At 48.0% G+C, this 18,804-nt stretch carries 22 protein-coding genes; 11 read left to right on the top strand and 11 right to left on the bottom strand.

Annotated elements, in window-relative coordinates:
- The first annotated feature begins 5 nt into the window (after nt 1-5).
- The 10 genes from fliJ (at nt 6) to Dpoa569_RS07160 (ending at nt 7,360) form a co-directional block, all read left to right on the top strand.
- Nucleotides 6-446, top strand: coding sequence for a flagellar export protein FliJ (gene fliJ / locus Dpoa569_RS07205; protein WP_042871275.1), 441 nt, complete (start codon nt 6-8; stop codon nt 444-446).
- A 2-nt stretch (nt 447-448) separates the two neighbouring features.
- The gene (locus tag Dpoa569_RS07200; protein ID WP_042871277.1) at nt 449-1,789 is read left to right on the top strand and encodes a flagellar hook-length control protein FliK; all 1,341 of its coding nucleotides are present in this window, start codon (nt 449-451) and stop codon (nt 1,787-1,789) included.
- A 133-nt stretch (nt 1,790-1,922) separates the two neighbouring features.
- Nucleotides 1,923-2,411 (top strand): flagellar basal body-associated protein FliL, encoded by a 489-nt coding sequence (gene fliL / locus Dpoa569_RS07195; RefSeq protein ID WP_042871279.1) that lies wholly within the window; start codon nt 1,923-1,925, stop codon nt 2,409-2,411.
- Between the two features lie 5 nt (nt 2,412-2,416).
- The gene (fliM, locus tag Dpoa569_RS07190; protein ID WP_042871281.1) at nt 2,417-3,433 is read left to right on the top strand and encodes a flagellar motor switch protein FliM; all 1,017 of its coding nucleotides are present in this window, start codon (nt 2,417-2,419) and stop codon (nt 3,431-3,433) included.
- Complete coding sequence (gene fliN / locus Dpoa569_RS07185) at nt 3,426-3,842, top strand: flagellar motor switch protein FliN (RefSeq protein WP_042871283.1); 417 nt, start codon at nt 3,426-3,428, stop codon at nt 3,840-3,842. The genes fliM and fliN overlap by 8 nt, the downstream gene beginning before the upstream one ends.
- A complete protein-coding gene (fliO, locus tag Dpoa569_RS07180; RefSeq protein ID WP_042871284.1) occupies nt 3,842-4,258 on the top strand; it encodes a flagellar biosynthetic protein FliO in 417 nt (138 codons plus the stop codon). The genes fliN and fliO overlap by 1 nt, the downstream gene beginning before the upstream one ends.
- Entirely contained in the window at nt 4,255-5,031 is a 777-nt protein-coding gene (fliP, locus tag Dpoa569_RS07175) for a flagellar type III secretion system pore protein FliP (protein ID WP_146411190.1), read from the top strand. The genes fliO and fliP overlap by 4 nt, the downstream gene beginning before the upstream one ends.
- A gap of 39 nt (nt 5,032-5,070) precedes the next feature.
- Nucleotides 5,071-5,340, top strand: coding sequence for a flagellar biosynthesis protein FliQ (fliQ, locus tag Dpoa569_RS07170; RefSeq protein ID WP_042871285.1), 270 nt, complete (start codon nt 5,071-5,073; stop codon nt 5,338-5,340).
- Nucleotides 5,341-5,342: 2 nt separating this feature from the next.
- Complete coding sequence (fliR, locus tag Dpoa569_RS07165; RefSeq protein WP_042871286.1) at nt 5,343-6,125, top strand: flagellar biosynthetic protein FliR; 783 nt, start codon at nt 5,343-5,345, stop codon at nt 6,123-6,125.
- A gap of 114 nt (nt 6,126-6,239) precedes the next feature.
- Nucleotides 6,240-7,360, top strand: a protein-coding gene (locus tag Dpoa569_RS07160; RefSeq protein WP_146411187.1) for an IS3 family transposase whose coding sequence is annotated in 2 segments (ribosomal slippage) — nt 6,240-6,498 and nt 6,498-7,360 — 1,122 coding nt in all. Because the reading frame shifts where the segments join, the coding sequence is not laid out codon by codon here.
- A gap of 161 nt (nt 7,361-7,521) precedes the next feature.
- Here the strand turns inward: Dpoa569_RS07160 and flgL are convergent.
- The 11 genes from flgL to flgB form a co-directional block, all read right to left on the bottom strand.
- Complete coding sequence (gene flgL / locus Dpoa569_RS07155) at nt 7,522-8,451, bottom strand: flagellar hook-associated protein FlgL (RefSeq protein WP_042871289.1); 930 nt, start codon at nt 8,449-8,451, stop codon at nt 7,522-7,524.
- A 33-nt stretch (nt 8,452-8,484) separates the two neighbouring features.
- Nucleotides 8,485-10,407, bottom strand: coding sequence for a flagellar hook-associated protein FlgK (gene flgK / locus Dpoa569_RS07150; protein WP_042871291.1), 1,923 nt, complete (start codon nt 10,405-10,407; stop codon nt 8,485-8,487).
- A 127-nt stretch (nt 10,408-10,534) separates the two neighbouring features.
- Entirely contained in the window at nt 10,535-11,491 is a 957-nt protein-coding gene (gene flgJ / locus Dpoa569_RS07145) for a flagellar assembly peptidoglycan hydrolase FlgJ (protein WP_042871292.1), read from the bottom strand.
- On the bottom strand, nt 11,491-12,600 hold the full coding sequence (locus tag Dpoa569_RS07140; protein ID WP_042871294.1) for a flagellar basal body P-ring protein FlgI: 1,110 nt from the start codon (nt 12,598-12,600) through the stop codon (nt 11,491-11,493). Before Dpoa569_RS07140 ends, flgJ begins: the two co-directional genes overlap by 1 nt.
- 16 nt (nt 12,601-12,616) lie before the next feature.
- A complete protein-coding gene (locus tag Dpoa569_RS07135; RefSeq protein ID WP_042873967.1) occupies nt 12,617-13,333 on the bottom strand; it encodes a flagellar basal body L-ring protein FlgH in 717 nt (238 codons plus the stop codon).
- Between the two features lie 134 nt (nt 13,334-13,467).
- Nucleotides 13,468-14,250 carry a flagellar basal-body rod protein FlgG gene (gene flgG / locus Dpoa569_RS07130; RefSeq protein WP_042871296.1) on the bottom strand — a complete coding sequence of 261 codons (783 nt, stop codon included), beginning with the start codon at nt 14,248-14,250 and terminating at the stop codon, nt 13,468-13,470.
- A 26-nt stretch (nt 14,251-14,276) separates the two neighbouring features.
- The gene (locus Dpoa569_RS07125; protein ID WP_042871298.1) at nt 14,277-15,032 is read right to left on the bottom strand and encodes a flagellar basal body rod protein FlgF; all 756 of its coding nucleotides are present in this window, start codon (nt 15,030-15,032) and stop codon (nt 14,277-14,279) included.
- A gap of 21 nt (nt 15,033-15,053) precedes the next feature.
- Nucleotides 15,054-16,253 carry a flagellar hook protein FlgE gene (gene flgE, locus Dpoa569_RS07120; RefSeq protein ID WP_146411184.1) on the bottom strand — a complete coding sequence of 400 codons (1,200 nt, stop codon included), beginning with the start codon at nt 16,251-16,253 and terminating at the stop codon, nt 15,054-15,056.
- Nucleotides 16,254-16,320: 67 nt separating this feature from the next.
- Complete coding sequence (flgD, locus tag Dpoa569_RS07115; protein WP_042871302.1) at nt 16,321-16,992, bottom strand: flagellar hook assembly protein FlgD; 672 nt, start codon at nt 16,990-16,992, stop codon at nt 16,321-16,323.
- Nucleotides 16,993-17,004: 12 nt separating this feature from the next.
- Entirely contained in the window at nt 17,005-17,409 is a 405-nt protein-coding gene (flgC, locus tag Dpoa569_RS07110; protein WP_042871304.1) for a flagellar basal body rod protein FlgC, read from the bottom strand.
- A 33-nt stretch (nt 17,410-17,442) separates the two neighbouring features.
- Nucleotides 17,443-17,862 (bottom strand): flagellar basal body rod protein FlgB, encoded by a 420-nt coding sequence (gene flgB, locus Dpoa569_RS07105; RefSeq protein ID WP_042871305.1) that lies wholly within the window; start codon nt 17,860-17,862, stop codon nt 17,443-17,445.
- 164 nt (nt 17,863-18,026) lie between these two features.
- Here flgB and flgA point away from each other — a divergent pair, with 164 nt between their 5' ends.
- Entirely contained in the window at nt 18,027-18,695 is a 669-nt protein-coding gene (gene flgA / locus Dpoa569_RS07100) for a flagellar basal body P-ring formation chaperone FlgA (RefSeq protein WP_042871306.1), read from the top strand.
- Nucleotides 18,696-18,804: the final 109 nt, after the last annotated feature.

Raw genomic sequence — 18,804 nt, 5'->3', positions numbered from 1 at the left:
GGCAGATGAAAACTCAGTCAACCTTCGTTATGCTGCGTGATTTAGCCCAAAAAGAGGCCGATGCTGCGACAACGCATCTGGGACATATACAAAAGGCCTATTTACATGCTGAACAGCAACTGAATATGTTGTTAGGTTATCACGATGATTATCGTCAGCGACTCAATGACTCCATGACCGAAGGCATGGCAAATACTTCCTGGCAGAATTATCAGCAATTTATTTTGACTCTGGAAAAGGCGATTGAGCAGCATCAGCATCAGTTATTGAATTGGTCCTCACGCTTAAATCAGGCAATCAAAGCCTGGCAAGAAAAGCAGCAGAGATTAAATGCATTTAGTACGTTACAGCAACGTGAGCAGACCAAGATGCTGGCACACGAAAATCGTCAGGAACAGAAGCGGATGGATGAGTTCGCCCAACGTGCATCAATGAGGAAAACATAATTATGAACTTGCCGGCAATGACTATCACTACTACGACTGATGCAAGCACAATTGCGCCGCAGGCTAATTCCTTACTTGCACAATTGGGCAAAGACCAACTGCCGGAAAATTTTGTGCAGTTGCTCACTCAGAAACTATCCACAACGCAAGCTACCAAGAAAGCAGTTCTTAGCGATCAGGAACGTGCTGAATTCAAAGATGCACTGGCCAAAGGCGGTATTGAAGCCAATAGTGATGAACTGAATGCTATCCTAAGTGCCTTGACCAAAGGAACGCTTACACTAACCGATCTACAATCCGGCAATTCTCTTGAATCATTGCTGGAAAAGGCTCAACAAAAAGACAGTGCAAGTGTAAAAGACGAAAAAACATCTGATGCCGATGCGCTGGCTATACAAGCATTGTTTGCAATGATTCCGGTACAGACTACCACTCAAACAAAATTAGCCTCTGAAGGTAGTCATCTTCCCCAAAACTTGCCTGGTGCACTGGACGGATTGAAAAGCGATAAAATCGGCAACAATGTGTTAAGTTCGTTACTGAATTCAGCAAAAACTGGTGATTCATCACAAGGCAACTTTACACTGAATTCGTCCACAACGACGCATAGCACTTTAGCATCCTCGCTGACTTCAATGGGTGTAGAAACTGCAGCAGCCAAAAATACCGATTTGCACGCAGCTGAAACGGGTTATGATCAATTCAGAGATAACGCTCTGCTGGCGTCGCGCAAAGAAGACAGTGCCAGCAATCCAACAGCGGCATCCGCTCCAACTGATGCAAGCACTAATTCATCATTACAGGCATTGTCGTCACTGTTTTCCAGTAACGCGACGCCAGCTCAGCCAGCGGCACAGCACGTAACCAGTCAGCTCAATGCACCTATGGGTACCCAGCAATGGAATGATGCATTAGGTCAACAAGTCGTCATGTTTGCCCGTAATGGACAGCAAACAGCTGAACTTAAGCTTCACCCTGAAGAACTGGGTTCGCTGCATATCATGCTAAAAATCGAAGATAATCAGGCGCAGATTCACATGATTTCGGGTAACAGTCAGGTACGTTCTGCACTGGAGTCTGCACTACCCCACCTGCGTAGTGCGATGGCCGATAATGGCATCAATCTGGGACAGAGCAGCGTAGGCTCAGACGCCGGCAGTTGGCAGCAATCACAGCAGCAAGTGGCAAGCAATGCAAATGGTAATGGCAGCGGCAACGCTTCATCTTACCAGCAGCAATTTGGTCAGTCCGAACGTATTGCCACTGAAACTGAAGTACTGGCAGTACCCACGCAACTGCAATCCATGGTAACAGGGCTTAATGGCGTCGATATCTTTGCCTAATAAAGAAGTTAACGCTTTTTTTATTGTTTATTCATTGTATTGAAGCGATGAATAGGCGGGATAATCATGATATCACGCATTTATCTCATGGCTAACTTTGTCATTAGATACTGATAAATAACAGGATATATCATTGGCTACGTCTAATAAGAAAGCCCAGTCAGGCGGTAAGAAGCGCTCCCTCTGGCTGATACTCTTGATTGTTATAGCCCTGGCAGCCACTGCTGCTGCAGGTGCTGGCTGGTGGTTCTTGAATCATAAGAAAGCCGAAACGGTGTCCAGCGAGCCACCTCCGCCGCCTGCGCCGGTATTCATGCCTTTGGATACATTCACCGTTAACCTGTTGTCTGCAGATAATAATCCGGATAGGGTGTTGTATGTGGGTATTACCCTACGACTGCCGGATGAAGCGACCCGTACGCGCCTGACCAACTATCTGCCAGAAATTCGAAGTCGTTTGATTATGTTGTTTTCTCGTCAGAGTTCGTCTGTTCTGGCAACGGAACAAGGCAAGCAAAAGCTGGTTGAAGAAATCAAGCAGGTATTAAGCCCACCGCTGGTTCCCGGACAACCTAATCAGGTAGTCAGCGATGTCCTGTTCACTGCTTTCATTTTGCGGTAATCACTATGGGTGACAGCATTCTTTCACAGGCAGAGATTGATGCTCTGCTAAACGGTGACAGTGGCGATAGTAGCGCTGATGCCAGCAACGCTGCTTCGCAGAAAGACGGGGATGTTAAACCCTACGATCCCAATACACAGCGACGTGTCATTCGTGAGCGGTTGCAGGCACTGGAGATCATCAACGAGCGTTTTGCACGTCAGTTTCGTATGGGGCTGTTCAACCTGCTTCGCCGTAGTCCGGATATCACTGTTGGTGCAATCAAGATTCAGCCGTATCATGAGTTTGCGCGTAACCTGCCGGTTCCAACTAACCTCAATTTGATACATCTGAAACCATTGCGCGGTACCGCACTGTTCGTGTTTTCACCCAGTCTGGTTTTTATTGCCGTGGACAACCTGTTCGGCGGTGATGGTCGCTTTCCTACCAAGGTTGAAGGCCGCGAATTTACGCACACCGAGCAACGTGTTGTGCGTCGAATGCTAAAACTGGCACTTGAAGCCTACAGCGACGCTTGGAACGCAATTTACAAGCTTGATGTGGAATACGTGCGTTCAGAAATGCAGGTGAAATTCACCAACATCACTACATCACCGAATGATATCGTGGTGACAACACCTTTCCATTTGGAAATCGGGACATTGACTGGTGAGTTCAGCATTTGCATCCCATTCTCCATGATTGAACCTTTACGCGAATTACTGGCCAACCCGCCACTTGAAAATTCACAGCAGGAAGACCAGCATTGGCGTGAAACATTGGCAAAACAAGTGCAGCATTCAGAGCTGGAGCTAGTTGCCAACTTTGTTGATATTCCGGTTCGACTGTCAAAGGTTTTGAAACTCAAACCCGGAGATATTTTGCCGATTGATAAACCTGAACGCCTGGTGGCCCATGTTGACGGCGTACCTGTGTTGACATGTCAATACGGTACTCTAGATGGTCAGTATGCCTTGCGTGTTGAACACTTGATTAACCCCATTTTAAATTCTCTGAATAACGAGGAACCGCTCAATGAGTGACATCAAGAAACCGTCCGAAGAAACGGATTCCGTGGACGATCTGTGGGCTGATGCATTTAACGAGCAGCAGTCGGCAGAAAAAAGCACGCAAAGCAGTACCGAAGGTATCTTCAAAAACTTTGATGTACAAGACACTCAAGGTTCAATGCAAGATATTGATCTTATTCTAGATATCCCGGTTAAGCTAACTGTGGAGCTAGGCCGTACTAAAATGACTATTAAAGAACTGCTACGTTTGTCGCAGGGTTCCGTAGTAGCATTGGATGGCCTTGCAGGTGAACCTCTGGATATAATGATTAACGGATATCTGATTGCTCAGGGTGAAGTGGTTGTTGTCTCCGACAAGTATGGTGTGCGCATTACCGATATTATTACACCATCAGAACGTATGCGCAGGTTAGGCCGGTAATGGCACAAGCCACACAGCAAGCCGTCTCCACGATTCAGCAGCCGCCTATGGCTGCTGAATCCGTTATTTCTGGTGGTGTTCTATTGTCACAAATTGGTACCGCCTTGTGTGGCGTCTTGCTGCTGATATTGCTAGTAGCCTGGCTATTACGAAAACTGGGTATTGCCCCACAAATAAAAAGTAGTAATGTCATTAAAACGGTATCAGCGTGTCCGGTCGGGCAGCGCGAGCGTATTGTGATCGTGGAAATTGATGATACCTGGCTCGTATTAGGGGTGACGGCACAACAGATAACCCATCTGCACACTCTCCCCGCGCGCCCTGTTGGCAATGCTGAATCGGCAGAAAAACTTGCGCCAGCCGATTTTCTTCAGTTTCTAAAGAAAGCGACCAAACGTCCGGAAAAAACCGAATGAGTACCCCTCTGCGTTCAACCTCTTTATCTGCATGGTTCCGTCTGCTTCGCTACCCTGTAGTTCTCGTTCTATTATTGATTACGCCTCACGCACTGGCGCAATTGCCAAGTATTGTCAGTCAACCGTTGGCCAACGGTGGGCAGAGCTGGTCGTTACCCATTCAGACACTAGTCTTCATCACTTCGCTGAGTTTTATTCCAGCAGTATTACTGATGATGACCTGTTTTACCCGCATAATCATTGTGCTGAGTCTGCTGCGTAACGCTTTGGGTACGCCCACGGCTCCACCTAATCAGGTACTGCTGGGATTAAGCCTGTTCCTGACTTTTTTCATAATGTCTCCTGTACTTAACCGCATTTATGATGAGGCTTATCGCCCATTCAGTGAGGATAAAATTAGTATGGAAGTGGCTGTTGATAAAGGAGCTCAGCCACTGCGTGAATTTATGCTACGACAAACTCGGGAAGCAGACTTGGCTCTGTTTACCCGGTTGGCGAAAATTCCTTCACTGCAAGGTCCTGAAGCTGTGCCAATGAGGGTGCTGGTACCAGCTTATGTTACCAGCGAACTGAAAACCGCCTTTCAGATTGGTTTTACGATTTTTATTCCTTTCCTGTTGATCGATCTGGTTGTAGCAAGCGTGCTGATGGCGCTGGGTATGATGATGGTTCCCCCAGCAACTATCTCGCTACCATTCAAGTTGATGCTTTTCGTGCTGGTCGACGGATGGCAATTGTTGCTAGGGTCGTTAGCCCAGAGTTTCTATACTTAGTCGGTACGAATATCGTCACCACATCAGAGGAACGCCTCTATGACTCCTGAATCTGTCATGGCTTTAGGCTATGAAGCAATGAAAATAGCGCTGATGCTGGCAGGCCCTCCCCTTGTCGCCGCACTGGTCAGTGGTTTGATTATCAGCCTGCTTCAAGCAGCCACACAAATTAACGAAATGACCCTGTCATTCATTCCCAAGGTGCTAACGGTATTCTTCACACTGGTAGTTGCCGGCCCTTGGATGCTTGGTGTCATTCTTGACTATATGCGTACGATGTTCAGCCAATTTCCCAATATGATTGGATAGATATGGTCACCCTCAACAGTATCGACATGATTGGTTGGTTCAGCCAGTTTTTCTGGCCACTGGTCAGAATACTGGCACTGATTAGCACTGCGCCAATCTTTAGCGAACGCGCTATTACGCGCAGAGTAAAGATTGGCTTGGGAATACTGATTACCATCGTCATTACCCCAGGCATCCCGCCTACCTCAATTCCCATTTTTTCTGCGGCCGGTATCTGGATGCTGTTTCAGCAAATATTGATAGGAGTAATGCTGGGTTTCACCATGCAGCTGGCATTTGCTGCAGTTCGACTGGCTGGCGAAGTTATCGGCCTGCAAATGGGCCTTTCGTTCGCTACGTTCTTTGATCCTAGTGGTGGTCCTAATATGCCGGTTATTGCCAGATTCATGAATCTCCTGGCACTATTACTTTTTCTGACTATGAACGGGCATCTCTGGCTAATTTCACTGCTGGTTGACAGTTTTCATACGATCCCTATCGGCGCAGAACCTGTCAGCAGCAACATGTTTGTGGCTCTGGCTGGAGCAGGAGGCAAAATCTTTTCTAATGGGCTAATGCTTGCTATGCCGCTTATCACATTATTGTTGGCCATTAATATGGCGCTCGGATTATTAAGCCGGCTCGCACCGCAGTTGACCATCTTTGCTATCGGTTTTCCCATTACTCTTTTTGCTGGGATCATTACCGTAGGTTTCCTGATCTTCCTCATCTCGCCTTACACCGAAAAACTGTTTGGCGAAACCTATGACCTGCTGGCTGATTTACTAAGTCGCTTTTTAGGATAATAACTATTCTCTGAACTTATTCTGCTCATAATGTATGCATCGCTGACCTGCTCCCCGTTGATTAACACACACCGATGTTAGTAATGTCTTCATTAGTCACACGAGGACATCACCATGAAGAAGCGTTTTTCCGACGAACAGATCATCAATATTCTTCGCGAAGCCGAGGCGGGTGTTTCCGCCCGCGAACTTTGCCGTAAGTACGCCATCTCCGACGCCACCTTTTATACGTGGCGTAAGAAGTTTGGTGGCATGGAATTACCTGAAGTAAAAAGGCTTAAGTCACTTGAAGAAGAGAACGCCCGCCTCAAGAAGCTGCTCGTCGAAGCCATGCTGGATAAAGAGGCACTACAGGTGGCTCTGGGCCGAAAGTACTGACGACAGACCAGAAGCGGGAAGCCGTGACAGTGATGTGCAAAGCGACAGGTCTGTCGCAACGGCGTGCCTGCAGGCTGACAGGTTTGTCCCTGTCGACCTGCCGATATGATGCGCACCGCCCGGCTACTGATGCGTATCTGTCTGCACGTATCACCGAACTAGCAATGGAACGCCGACGTTTCGGTTACCGGCGTATCTGGCAGCTTCTGCGTCGTGAAAGCCTTTGCGTTAACCACAAACGGGTCTACCGCATTTATCATCTCAATGGCCTGGGCGTAAAACGCAGACGGCGCCGTAAGGGGCTGGCAACTGAGCGGCTTCCGCTGTTGCGTCCGGCAGGTCCCAACCTGACGTGGTCAATAGATTTTGTCATGGATGCGCTGGCCAGTGGTCGCCGGATTAAATGCCTGACCTGCGTTGATGATTTCACGAAGGAGTATCTGACGATCAGCGTTGCTTTCGGGATTACAGGCGTTCAGGTATCACGCATTCTGGACAGCGTTGCGCTGTTTCGTGGCTATCCGGCGACGATAAGAACAGATCAGGGGCCTGAGTTTACCTGCCGTGCGCTGGATCAGTGGGCCTTTGAACATAATGTTGAGTTGCGGCTTATTCAGCCGGGCAAGCCGACACAGAATGGCTTTATTGAGAGTTTTAATGGTCGTTTTCGCGATGAATGCCTGAATGAGCACTGGTTCCACGATGTTGTTCATGCAAAAGAAATTATAAGCGCATGGCGGCAGGACTATAGCGAATGTCGGCCTCATTCTTCGTTGAATTATCAGACCCCTTCAGAGTTTGCAGCGGGATGGCGAAACGGAGAATACGGGAGTAAATCAACCGACATTACTAACTGATTATTGTGTTTAATACTGGGGGCAGGTCAGAGCAGGTCACACGCGCTCAAAAATGCACAACCTCCCTCAAAAAAAAAAAGCATGTCATCTTATAAAGGATGACATGCTAAAAAGAATACGCCCGGTTTAAGCGCATCCAAATACTGGTACGTTACTCCACCTTATTTATTCAGTTGGAATAACGAAATGTTTTGCATATCAATAAACGCTTTGTATGATGCCTGCAGAGACTGCTGTTGCATCAAGTAAGTCGAGATAGTCGCAACCATATCAATATCAACCAGATCGCTTAGCGTTTGCTTGTTAGCGGCACTACGATCAGTACCGATACTATCCAACGTATCAATTTCCTGCAATTGAACACCAAGTGTTGCCTGTGCGGAGGATACATTGGTCAGCGAACTTTTCAGGCCCAGGCTAGCAGCATTCACTGATGCTGTGTTAGCGCTCTTAACTGCATCGCTAGCACCATCTAATGGAGTCTCCAATGCAGTGATAGCTGTATCCAAAGCACTGAAAATGTCTGCCGTACCACTTGCATTATTGAATACATCAGTACCGACATGTCCAACCGCCATGACACGGTCTGCATCCACCTGTTGAGAAATGGCCTGAGTGCCCCCAACATAACTAACGGTGCCAGCAGCATTAGTAACGAATGGCTGGGAATCAGTCTTATAGCCACCGAAAATATAACTACCATTACCGTCTGTACTGTTCGCCAGATTGAGTAACTGAGATTTAAGGCCGCGCAGAGATGTTGCGATAAGCTGGCGATCATTATCATTCTTAGTACCATCAGCGCTCAACAACGTCGTACTAGCACTCGTCAATGCAGTGACTACGTTGGTCAAAACGGATAACTCACTATTCATACCGTTCTGGGCAAAAGTACGAGCCAAGGTATATTGATCGTTCTGAGCCTGAGCCTGGTTCACCATCACAGCCTTGGAGGCCGCGATCGGGTCATCAGACGGGTTTAGCACCCGTGTATTACTCGCTAGCTGCTGGCCCGTCTTGCTAAAATTTGATAACCCGTCTGTGACGCCTTGCATACCCTGCTGAAAAATAATACTGGTACTCAGTCGCATAACTTATTCCTTACTATTTTTACCGTCACAAACTTAACTACGGATTGCCAACAAAGCATCAAAGATCGTCGAAGCAGTCTGGATTACCTTGGCATTTGCCATGTAATATTGCTGAAAACGAATCAAATCGCCGTACTCTTCGTTTAGGTTGACGCCGGATACAGATTGCTGCTCTGTGGTCAATTGTGATACCACGTTCTTCTGCGAAGTATCAGTAACCTTAGCGGTACTGGTTTTGTTACCAATATCACCGACCAGACTGGCATACGCCTGACTGATACTGGATTTGTTTTCGACCACTTTAGCAGTCTGTAAGTTTAACAATGCTTTAGCATTTGTGTTATCACTAACCCCACCGCCAGCTGATGTCAGCGAAGCACCTGCAGCGGCAATCTTCGATGAATCTGTGATTTTCACTGACATATTTACCACAACATCACGAACGCCTTTGACAGTAAACTGCTCGTCAGCTAATGGTGTCCCTGTGATATCAAGTTTCATGCCATCAAAAATCAAACTGGCAGGCGTCGAACCGCTTGCTGCGGTATACGTTGCCGAGGAGGACAAGTCAGCCCCATCCGACAAGCGTTTTACTGACCAGTTATTGGCAGATGGGCCAACAAATGTAACGCTATAATCACTAGCCTTAATGTAGTTGTTATCATTTCGTGAGAGCGATGCTGCAGATGTTGTGCCTGTCGGTGCGGTTTGTGAAATTGATGACTGTCCAGGTGATACTTTGAGGCTAAAAGTATCACCTGAAGCAGCCGCACCGGATATACCGATAGTGAAACCATCAAAGGTTAGGCCAGAACCAGACAGAGTTGAACTTGCCGTTGTACCATCAGACCGAGTAACGCTCCAGGACGTACCATTGTACTGCAGCGAGTAAGTATCACTCAGATAGGAAGAGGTCAACTCGGCAGCAGAGGTATTTTTGGCGCTTTTCAACGTGACAGACGAACCAACACCAAAGAAATCACCACCTTGAGCATTATTCAAGTCGAACCCTGCTTTGTGCTGATTATTGAAAGCATCAGTAAATGCCAACGCCATCTGACCTAACTGGTTACGGGCGCTATCCAGTGTACTGGTACGGAAATTCAGCAACCCGCCAAGAGAGCCGCCAGTAATAGTGCTCTCTTTTACTTCACTCAAACCAGCAATCGCATCGTTGTAAGAAACGGTCGTACGAGTTGGGTCTGTACTGGATGGCGTAGCAGCAAACGTATTGAAGCTTTTCCCCTGAACAAGAGTCAGGCCATTCTTCAGTGAGATGTTGTAAACATCACCATCTTGAACTGCCACATCTATGCCGACCAATTTGTTAAGCCCATCAACCAGTACGTCACGCTGATCCAGCAAATCATTTGGCGCTGCGCCATTATTAGCGCCTTTCAGACGCACAATCTGGTCGTTGATATTAGCTATCTGCTGAGCGAACGTATTAATCTGTGAGACAGTAACGGAAATTTCTCCATTGATGTTGCTATCCATATCACGCAGATATTGGTCAGTGATTTTGAACTGGTTGACCAAAGCATTTGCTTTACCCAGCACAGTTTGACGTACAGAAGAGTCGCTAGAATTACTGGTCAAGTTCTGCAGGTTTTTGAAGAAGTCTTGAATCGTGGTAGACAGACTAGATGAACTGCTCGACAACAGATTATCAATTTTTGAAATTTGCTCGTAATAAGAAGTCGTTGAGCTGCTTGTCGTCTGAGCTGCACGTAGCTGTTTAGCAATAAAATCATTGTAATCACGATTGATGCTGACAACGGTTACCCCGTTGCCAATGTAACCGGCGGAGAGGTTGGTACCGTTGTTCTGTGCCAACAATGCATTTTGACGACTATATCCTGTAACAGCCTGATTACTGATGTTGTTACTGACAGTGCTCAGTGCCGCCTGTGCAGCACTCAAACCACTCATTCCGGTGTTAATCAAATTGGACATGCTGGGTTCCTTTTTACTCTTACTTATGCACAGACAGCGAACAACCTATTGCCAGGCACAAAAATATATCGTCGTTATAAATTAACTTTTATATCTATCGGCAGGCAGGCTGAAAACTTGAATAAAATTAGAAAATACCGCTCAGATCATGTGTATACGCCTGAACCGCCTTTTCACCTGAATTTTTCATATGCTGAATCATACTTACCAGTTTCTTCGCATAAGCCGGATCAGTCGCATACCCGGCTTGTTGTAAAGCAACCGCAGCCTGTTCCGCGGTTGCAGCAGCAGAAACACCCGCATAGCGCGGGTTTTGCGTCAGCAACTTGGCGTAGTCATTCAACGCTTCCAAATAGGAACTATACACACGGAACGCCGCTTTGACCTTTTTGGCAACACCTTGCTCGTATTCCGTCGTAGTAACTTCTGTTACCGGGCCATCCCAATTGCTGCCTGCCTTTATGCCAAAAATATTATGACTTGAACGTCCATCAGCAGTAGGAATTTCGCGCTGTCCCCACCCAGATTCAAGCGCAGCCTGAGCCATAATTAAATGGTGTGGAATACCGCTTTGCTGACTAACCAACATCGCCGGTACCGACAGTCGGGAAATAAACTCAGCACTCCCCATCGGTAATGCTGCTGTTTTTTCCGGCAATGCTGGCATCGCTTTGCGAACCATCTGCTCCAAAGCAAATGCCGGCATGGTCCGAGCCAACTGGCTATCCGGCTTAAAGGGCACAGGTGAAGTCGCTTCTGGCTCAGTACCGACAATCCCTTTTCCCGTCATTTGCTTCTCGATCATTGAGGCTAATCCCAGCCCTTTACCCGATGACATCTGCTGAGCAAGCTGCTGATCATACATTGATGTAAGCATACGAGTCTGATCGCTACTGAACAGGCCATCCTGTGGCAAGGCATCACGCATACTTTTCATCATCATCTGCACGAAGACGCCTTCCAACTGTTTAGCGACAGCACGAATACCTTCCCGACTCTGAGGATGACTTGAAACATCCCGTTTCAGCGAGTTAAGTGACTGCGTCTCATAAGCAGGATTGTTAAACGCCTTCAGATCACTCATCAGATAATTTCCAACTTAGCTCTCAGGCAGCCAGCGCTTTCCATTGCCTGAAGAATCGACATCAAATCCATTGGTGTTGCCCCCAGAGAGTTCAGTGCTCTGACCACACTGTTGAGATTAGCACTTGAGTTTACCCGCTGCAGTGCCCCCCCCTCCTGACGCATGGAAATTTCCGTTTGTGGCGTCACCACTGTCTGCCCTCCCGCCAGTGGCGTGTTCGGCTGACTGACAGTATTTTGCTGATTAATGGTGACAGACAGATTTCCCTGAGCTACCGCGCAATTTTCCAGTTGGACATTGCGGTTCATCACTACAGAACCCGTACGGGAGTTAATGATAACCTTGGCATCCAGTGTACCGACATTGACCTCAATATTTTGCATATCCGCCAGAAAACGAACCTGAGAACTATTGCCTGACGGCACTACAACTCGGATGGTGCGAGAATCTAGCGGGGTCGCAGTACCCCCACGGCTAAATCGGTTGATGGCATCGCTGATACTCTGCGCCATCGTAAAATCATCCTGATTCAATTGCAGCATGATAGTATTTCCAGTACCAAATGTACTAGGCAGCTCACGCTCAATAACTGCACCATTGGTAATGCGTCCGCCAGAAAGCTGATTGACCTGTACACTGCTACCTCCTGCAGAAGCACCAGCACCGCCGATCAACAAGTTACCTTGCGCAATGGCGTAGACCTGATTATCAACACCTTTTAGCGGCGTCATCAGCAATGTACCGCCACGCAAGCTCTTAGCATTCCCCATAGAAGAGACCACTACATCAACTGACTGGCCTGCACGAGCAAACGGAGGCAATTTAGCGGTAACCATCACCGCAGCCACATTTTTCAACTGCATGTTGGTGCCGGCAGGAACAGTGATCCCCATTTGGGAGAGCATATTGTTCAAACTCTGTGTGGTGAACGGTGTCTGCGTAGTCTGGTCACCAGTGCCATCCAATCCCACCACCAGACCATAACCAATAAGCGCGTTATCACGTACGCCCTGAATACTCACCAGATCGCGGATACGTTCAGCTGATACTGGCGGAGTTACCATCATCAGCACAGCAAGAATAAGGGTAAACAATGAAGAGATCCGCATTATATGCCTCATCAATTTAGAACGGCGAAACATTAAGGAAGAACCGCTGCAGCCAGCCCATAGTCTGTGTTTCATTAATGTAGCCATTGCCCACATACTCCATACGAGCATCCGCTACCTGTGTTGATGCTACAGTATTGCTGCCGCTGATAGTCCTTGGGTTTACCACCCCGGAGAAACGGATAAATTCAGTTCCCTGATTAACTGCAATTTGTTTTTCGCCCACAACATGCAAGTTACCGTTGGTCAGCACCTGATCCACAGTAACCGTGATAGTACCGGTGAAAGTGTTATTCGCGTTGGCACCACCTTTACCGGTAAAATCATCTTTGCCAGTAGCGTTAAACGCAGCCCGGTTATTACCCAAAGGCCCTTCCAACGCGCGTGGCGTAACGGTCATACCAAAGGAGCCGGATGCATTACGACTGGCATTCGCCGACGAATTCTTACTGGCGCTGACGTTTTCCTGCAGAACAATAGTCAGCGTATCTCCTACATTGCGTGGGCGCCGGTCCTCAAACATCGGCTGATAGCCATAATTCATTGCTTGCCCAGCCTGAAAAATGGACCCATTGGGGATAGCCTGCAAAGGCGGTGTAGGCTGCGCTGTTGTTGGCCCTGTCACAACTTTGTCGTGCGGAACGTAGGCGCAACCTGACAGCGTTAACATCATCACATATGCCAGCAAACGTGGCCGACATGGCTGCAGAGCAGCAACCGACTTTGTATTCATCATCACTACAGGTATCGCCTTACTTTCAGTAATCTGTCTACAGATTGAATCAGGTGGCCACCTCACCCATCTGCAACCAATCGCAAATCAGTAAAATGCCACCTTAAACGCAAACAAAAATGCCCAATGAAGAATTACAGTTGGGTCAGTTTCTGCAACATTTGGTCCGTGGAAGAGATTGCCTTACTGTTAATTTCATACGCCCGTTGAGTCTGAATCATCGAGACCAACTCTTCAGCGACATTCACGTTTGATGTTTCAACAAATTTCTGATAAATGAGGCCTGCGCCATTCAGACCCGGCGTACTTTGGGTTGGTGCTCCGGAACTGGCAGTTTCCGCATACAGGTTTTCCCCAAGGTTCTCCAGACCTGCTTCATTGATAAACATCGCCAGGTTGAGCTGCCCGATTTGGATAGGAGCAGTCTGTCCCTGCTGGGTTACGGTGACTACCCCATCGCGGCCTACCGTCAGGTTGCTAGAGTTCGCTGGAATAGTAATAACTGGCTGAACCTGAAAACCGCTAGATGTCACTAACTGACCATTAGAGTCCTGCTGGAAGGAGCCGTCACGGGTGTATGCCGTCGTGCCATCCGGCATCAGCACCTGAAAGAAGCCTGCGCCTTTGATAGCCATATCCTTGACATTACCAGTTTCGGAAAAAGAACCTTGCGTGTGAATTCGCTCGGTTGCCACCGGGCGCACCCCTGTCCCCAGTTGTAAACCTGACGGCAGAGTAGTCTGTTCTGAAGACTGGGCCCCCGGCTGGCGTACAGTTTGATACATAAGGTCTTCAAATACGGCACGCTGACGCTTAAAACCATTAGTGCTGACGTTCGCCAGGTTGTTGGATATAACATCCATATTGGTTTGCTGGGCGTTCAGACCGGTTTTGGCAATCCATAAAGAACGGATCATCGAGTCACTCCTGTGCGCAAGGGCACTTAATTCATTGCAAGTATCTGATTAGCACGCTGTGTATTATCATCAACGTTGCTAATCACTTTCATCTGCATCTCAAAACGGCGTGCGTTGGAAATCATCTCCACCATCGATTCAACCGTATTGACGTTACTACCTTCCACCACCCCAGGCATTACCCTGACTGTTGCGTCATTCTGTAATACCGTGCCACGTTGTTGTTGCGCAGCAGGGGAAACACGGAAAAAACCGTCGTCACCACGGACCACATCTCTAGCAGTCGCTTTAACTAGTTTAAGGCGACCGATTGGAGTAACCGTATTCGCCGCATCACTGGGATTCAGCGCATTAATAGTACCATCGGGACCTATAGTGATCTGCGTCTGGGGCGGCACGTCGATTGGACCGCCATCCCCCATCACCACGTTTCCCTGAATAGCTAATTGCCCGTTAGCGTTAATTTCCATATTACCGTTGCGAGTATAAGCCTCACTGCCATCCGCAACGCGAACCGCTAACCAACCATCTTGTGATAACGCAACATCCATCGAACGACCGGTATAATCCATGGATCCTGGGGTCGAATCAGCCCCAGGTGTCGATGATATCACCAGTGTACGCGTCTCATTAGAGGCACCCTGGATCGGCACAGCACGCATCGCAGCCAGTTGTGCACGAAAACCCGGCGTCGAGGCGTTAGCCATATTGTTCGACGTAATGGCTTGCTGTTCCAACGTCTGACTTGCAGCGCCCATTGCTGTATAGATAGCGTGATCCATGCAATATCCCCGTTACAATAATTAGCGCAGGTTAACCAGCGTATTAAGTATCTGATCCTGCGTTTTAATGGTCTGGGCATTGGACTGATAGTTACGTTGAGCAACAATCATGTTCACCAATTCCTTACTCATATCGACGTTAGAACTTTCGGTAGCTTTACCCACGAGTTTTCCAAGGTTACCGGTGCCTGCCAGGTCCACTACGGCCTGACCAGATTTGTCAGTCGCGCCCCATACGTTGTCACCCTGCGGAGCAAGTCCTTCCGGGTTGGCAAAGTTAGCCAGTGCAATCTGCCCTAGAAGTTGGGTCTTCTTATTGGAATAAGAGCCAATGACACTACCGTCTTCACTGATGCTATAACCCGTCAATTCGCCTGGTTCATAGCCATCCTGTGTTGGTGTTTTGGTGCTGTTGGAACCGCTGTTTTGCTGAACAGAGCCGGTAAACGCCAGAGTAAACGTGCTGGCTGCAGAACCGTTCAATGTTGCCATACTAATCGTCGCTGGTGTCGTTGTAGTCAGTGCGCCGCTGCTATTGAAAGACAGTGTGGTTGGCCCCTGGAAGCCCGCACCAGTGATACTGGTGTCTTGTGCATAAACATCCCAGCTATTAGCTGCGGTTTTCACGAAATAGAGTGCGAAGTTATGCGCATTACCCAAACTGTCGTAGGTAGTGATAGAACCTTTGTAGTTTGAGGTGTTGGTCGGGTTAGTAGCGTTCCAGGTATTTGTGCCGTCTGACGAGTTCAGGCTGGCAATGATCGACGCAGTGCCGGTAGCCTTGGCCGACATAGTGGTTTCCGGAATGCTCAAACCAACCGGATCGGCCCCTTTCTGAATTGCTGGCGGCGTCCCGGTAGCGGGATAGCCAGTCAACTGCAGGCCCTGTGCATTGACAATATTACGATTGCTATCCAACGTGAACTGACCATTACGGCTGTAAGCCACACTGCCGTTGGTGTTGAGCAGGCGATAAAAGCCATTACCGTTGATAGCTACATCCAACGAGCGAGACGTACTAGTAATAGAACCATTGCTAAAATCCTGCAGTACGGATGCCACTCGTGTTCCCAAACCCACGTTGGAACCAGCATACATATCAGCAAAAGAAATATTACTAGCTTTGAAACCTACAGTAGCGGAGTTGGCTATATTGTTGCCAATTACGTCCAGATTGTTAGAGGCAGCATTTAATCCACTGACCGCCTGAGAAAAGCTCATAGTGCTCTCCTGAATATTGATGAACTGTTATTCACTAGAAAGTGACGCGCGTTATAATCCGTAACTATTACAAAATCTGGCGTACGTTATCCAAGGTAGACTGACCACTAAGGCCCAGATCCAACAACGCTCCGTTGCTGCTGCTGACTACACCATTCACATACGCATAGTTCAGCGGTTCTGCAACCTGCTGAGCACCATTGGATGTAGCTGAAACCGAGATCGTATAAGCACCATCTGGTGCAGTAGTACCATCAGATGCTTTGCCATCCCAAGAATAGGCATGTACCCCGGCACTAAGCGCGCCCAGGTCCATACTGTGAACAACTTTGCCAGAACTATCAGTGATATTGATGGTGACGTTCTCAGCGGCACTTTCCAGTTCAACGCCGAACGGCGTAGCCGTTTCTTTACCCACCAGCACTTTGGTTCCAGGTACCAGCACGCCATGACCAATCAACGACGATGCCTGAATAGATTGGTTACTATTGATTTGAGTAGAAATAGATCCCAGCGTGGTATTCAACTTTTCAATACCGCTCACCGTGTTTAACTGCGCCAACTGAGACAACAGTTGGTTATTATCCATCGGATTAGTCGGGTCCTGATTCTTTAGCTGAGCGACCAAGAGGGTTAGAAAGCTGTTCTGTAAGTCAGCGCTGGTATTCCCGCTGACGGTCGATGTGGACGTCGTCGATGTCGTATTTTGGACATTACTGACAGAAGATGTGGTAGCCATGTATTCTCCAGATTACTGACCAATAGTTAATGTCTTCAGCATCATCGCTTTTGTGGTATTCAATACTTCCACATTCGCCTGATAGCTTCGGGACGCTGAGATGGTATTAACCATTTCATTGACGGGATTCACATTTGGCATGCGGACATAGCCTTTGGCGTCAGCCAACGGATTGCCCGGCTGATAGACAAGTTTTTCCGGAGAAGGATCTTCAATTACCTTGGCAACCTTCACACCACCTGTCGCTTGCCCCGGAGCAGAGTCGACTTCAAAAACTACCTGCTTAGCGCGATAGGGCTGTCCATCTGGGCCTGTAACGCTGTCAGCGTTAGCCAGATTACTGGCACTGACGTTGAGGCGTTGAGACTGGGCGGAGAGCGCCGAACCGGAAATATCAAAAATATTAAGTAACGACATGAGACATCAACCTTATATCTGCCATCAATGCTATTATGACGATCCGGACTGAAGTACCGACATCATACCTTTGATCTGCCCACTGATAAGCGTCAGACTACCCTGATACTTGAAACTGTTATCCGCGAAGTTGGTACGCTCGCGATCCATGTCAACGGTGTTTCCATCAAGAGCGGGCTGCGTCGGGACACGGTAGAGCAGATCGAGCTCAGGCTGCTGTAACTTCTGAGCGGGAATGTGGCGTGAGGACGTCAGGCTCAGTGACACGGATTGACCGCTAACGCGTCCCTGTTCCATCACTTTGTTCAGTTCCTTGGCAAAATCAATGTCACGAGCCTGATAGCCAGGAGTATCCGCATTAGCAATGTTGGCAGCCAAAATTTCCTGACGCTGGGCACGGAGATTCAACGCCTCTTGCTGAAACCGTAGCGCGGCATCTAATTTATCGAGCATACTCCCTCCGCAATTTAATTTTTAGTTCGTGTAGGATAATTCTCATCCTGTCAAAATCATCGTCTGAATAGACATAGAATGAAGTGCTATTTATTGCCTTAACGGTAAGCAAGTACCGCTAAACTGGTAACGTGGAATGATTGGGGTTGGAGAGCAGAATACTGATGCAGGATATCAGAAAATACATACAGTTATCGATTTTAGGCCTGCTAATTGCTCCAGTGCTGGTGAATGCTGCCGATCTCGCATCACAATTATCTCGTTTCTTTTCAGATAATTTTAAAGGCTCATCGAATACTGTGAATGTATTCGTGAAAACGCCTGAAGCCCAATGGCCTGCTTGTGAAAATCCGCAAATTTCGCTGCCGGGAAATGCAAGAGCATGGGGCAATCTTTCCGTATCTGTCCGTTGTAATCAGGATCGGCGCTTTATTCAGGTCGAAGTGCAAGTTACCGGCAATTATGTGGCGGCGGCGGCTCCTGTCAGTCGGGGAGCAGTGCTGGCATCGGGAGATATTCGAACCATCCGAGGCAGAATTGATCAGCTTCCCTCGCATACTCTGTTCTCTCTGGAGGAAGCTCAGGGTGCGGTAGCATTGCGAGATATCGCACCAGGTCAAGCCATTACGCAAGCTATGATTAGAAAACCTTGGGTGATCCATGCAGGGCAAACCGTACAAATCCTGGCCCAGGGAAATGGCTTTAGCGTGCGCAGTGAAGGAAAAGCCATGAACAATGCAGCATCAGGTCAGTCAGTAAGGGCTCGTACGGCTTCAGGGCAGCTCGTATCGGGTATTGCTACTAACGATGGGATTATTCTGATCTCACAATAATTTGCTAAAGTAATGCTCATTGCTGCCGATATGATGAACATAGTCACTGATGATAATACTGGTTAAAATGAAGCACCAGTTTAGGAAATAGATACTATTTCCTAGATTA

Source organism: Dickeya poaceiphila (assembly GCF_007858975.2).
Lineage (GTDB): Bacteria > Pseudomonadota > Gammaproteobacteria > Enterobacterales > Enterobacteriaceae > Dickeya > Dickeya poaceiphila.
This window is presented reverse-complemented; position numbering and strand designations above follow the sequence as displayed.

Bases quoted from the DNA above. Each gene is read 5' to 3' on its own strand.
- fliJ (WP_042871275.1), top strand. From the start codon at position 6: ATGAAAACTCAGTCAACCTTCGTTATGCTGCGTGATTTAGCCCAAAAA.
- Dpoa569_RS07200 (WP_042871277.1), top strand. From the start codon at position 449: ATGAACTTGCCGGCAATGACTATCACTACTACGACTGATGCAAGCACA.
- fliM (WP_042871281.1), top strand. From the start codon at position 2,417: ATGGGTGACAGCATTCTTTCACAGGCAGAGATTGATGCTCTGCTAAAC.
- fliN (WP_042871283.1), top strand. From the start codon at position 3,426: ATGAGTGACATCAAGAAACCGTCCGAAGAAACGGATTCCGTGGACGAT.
- fliO (WP_042871284.1), top strand. From the start codon at position 3,842: ATGGCACAAGCCACACAGCAAGCCGTCTCCACGATTCAGCAGCCGCCT.
- fliP (WP_146411190.1), top strand. From the start codon at position 4,255: ATGAGTACCCCTCTGCGTTCAACCTCTTTATCTGCATGGTTCCGTCTG.
- fliQ (WP_042871285.1), top strand. From the start codon at position 5,071: ATGACTCCTGAATCTGTCATGGCTTTAGGCTATGAAGCAATGAAAATA.
- fliR (WP_042871286.1), top strand. From the start codon at position 5,343: ATGGTCACCCTCAACAGTATCGACATGATTGGTTGGTTCAGCCAGTTT.
- flgL (WP_042871289.1), bottom strand. From the start codon at position 8,451: ATGCGACTGAGTACCAGTATTATTTTTCAGCAGGGTATGCAAGGCGTC.
- flgK (WP_042871291.1), bottom strand. From the start codon at position 10,407: ATGTCCAATTTGATTAACACCGGAATGAGTGGTTTGAGTGCTGCACAG.
- flgJ (WP_042871292.1), bottom strand. From the start codon at position 11,491: ATGAGTGATCTGAAGGCGTTTAACAATCCTGCTTATGAGACGCAGTCA.
- Dpoa569_RS07140 (WP_042871294.1), bottom strand. From the start codon at position 12,600: ATGCGGATCTCTTCATTGTTTACCCTTATTCTTGCTGTGCTGATGATG.
- Dpoa569_RS07135 (WP_042873967.1), bottom strand. From the start codon at position 13,333: ATGAATACAAAGTCGGTTGCTGCTCTGCAGCCATGTCGGCCACGTTTG.
- flgG (WP_042871296.1), bottom strand. From the start codon at position 14,250: ATGATCCGTTCTTTATGGATTGCCAAAACCGGTCTGAACGCCCAGCAA.
- Dpoa569_RS07125 (WP_042871298.1), bottom strand. From the start codon at position 15,032: ATGGATCACGCTATCTATACAGCAATGGGCGCTGCAAGTCAGACGTTG.
- flgE (WP_146411184.1), bottom strand. From the start codon at position 16,253: ATGAGCTTTTCTCAGGCGGTCAGTGGATTAAATGCTGCCTCTAACAAT.
- flgD (WP_042871302.1), bottom strand. From the start codon at position 16,992: ATGGCTACCACATCTTCTGTCAGTAATGTCCAAAATACGACATCGACG.
- flgC (WP_042871304.1), bottom strand. From the start codon at position 17,409: ATGTCGTTACTTAATATTTTTGATATTTCCGGTTCGGCGCTCTCCGCC.
- flgB (WP_042871305.1), bottom strand. From the start codon at position 17,862: ATGCTCGATAAATTAGATGCCGCGCTACGGTTTCAGCAAGAGGCGTTG.
- flgA (WP_042871306.1), top strand. From the start codon at position 18,027: ATGCAGGATATCAGAAAATACATACAGTTATCGATTTTAGGCCTGCTA.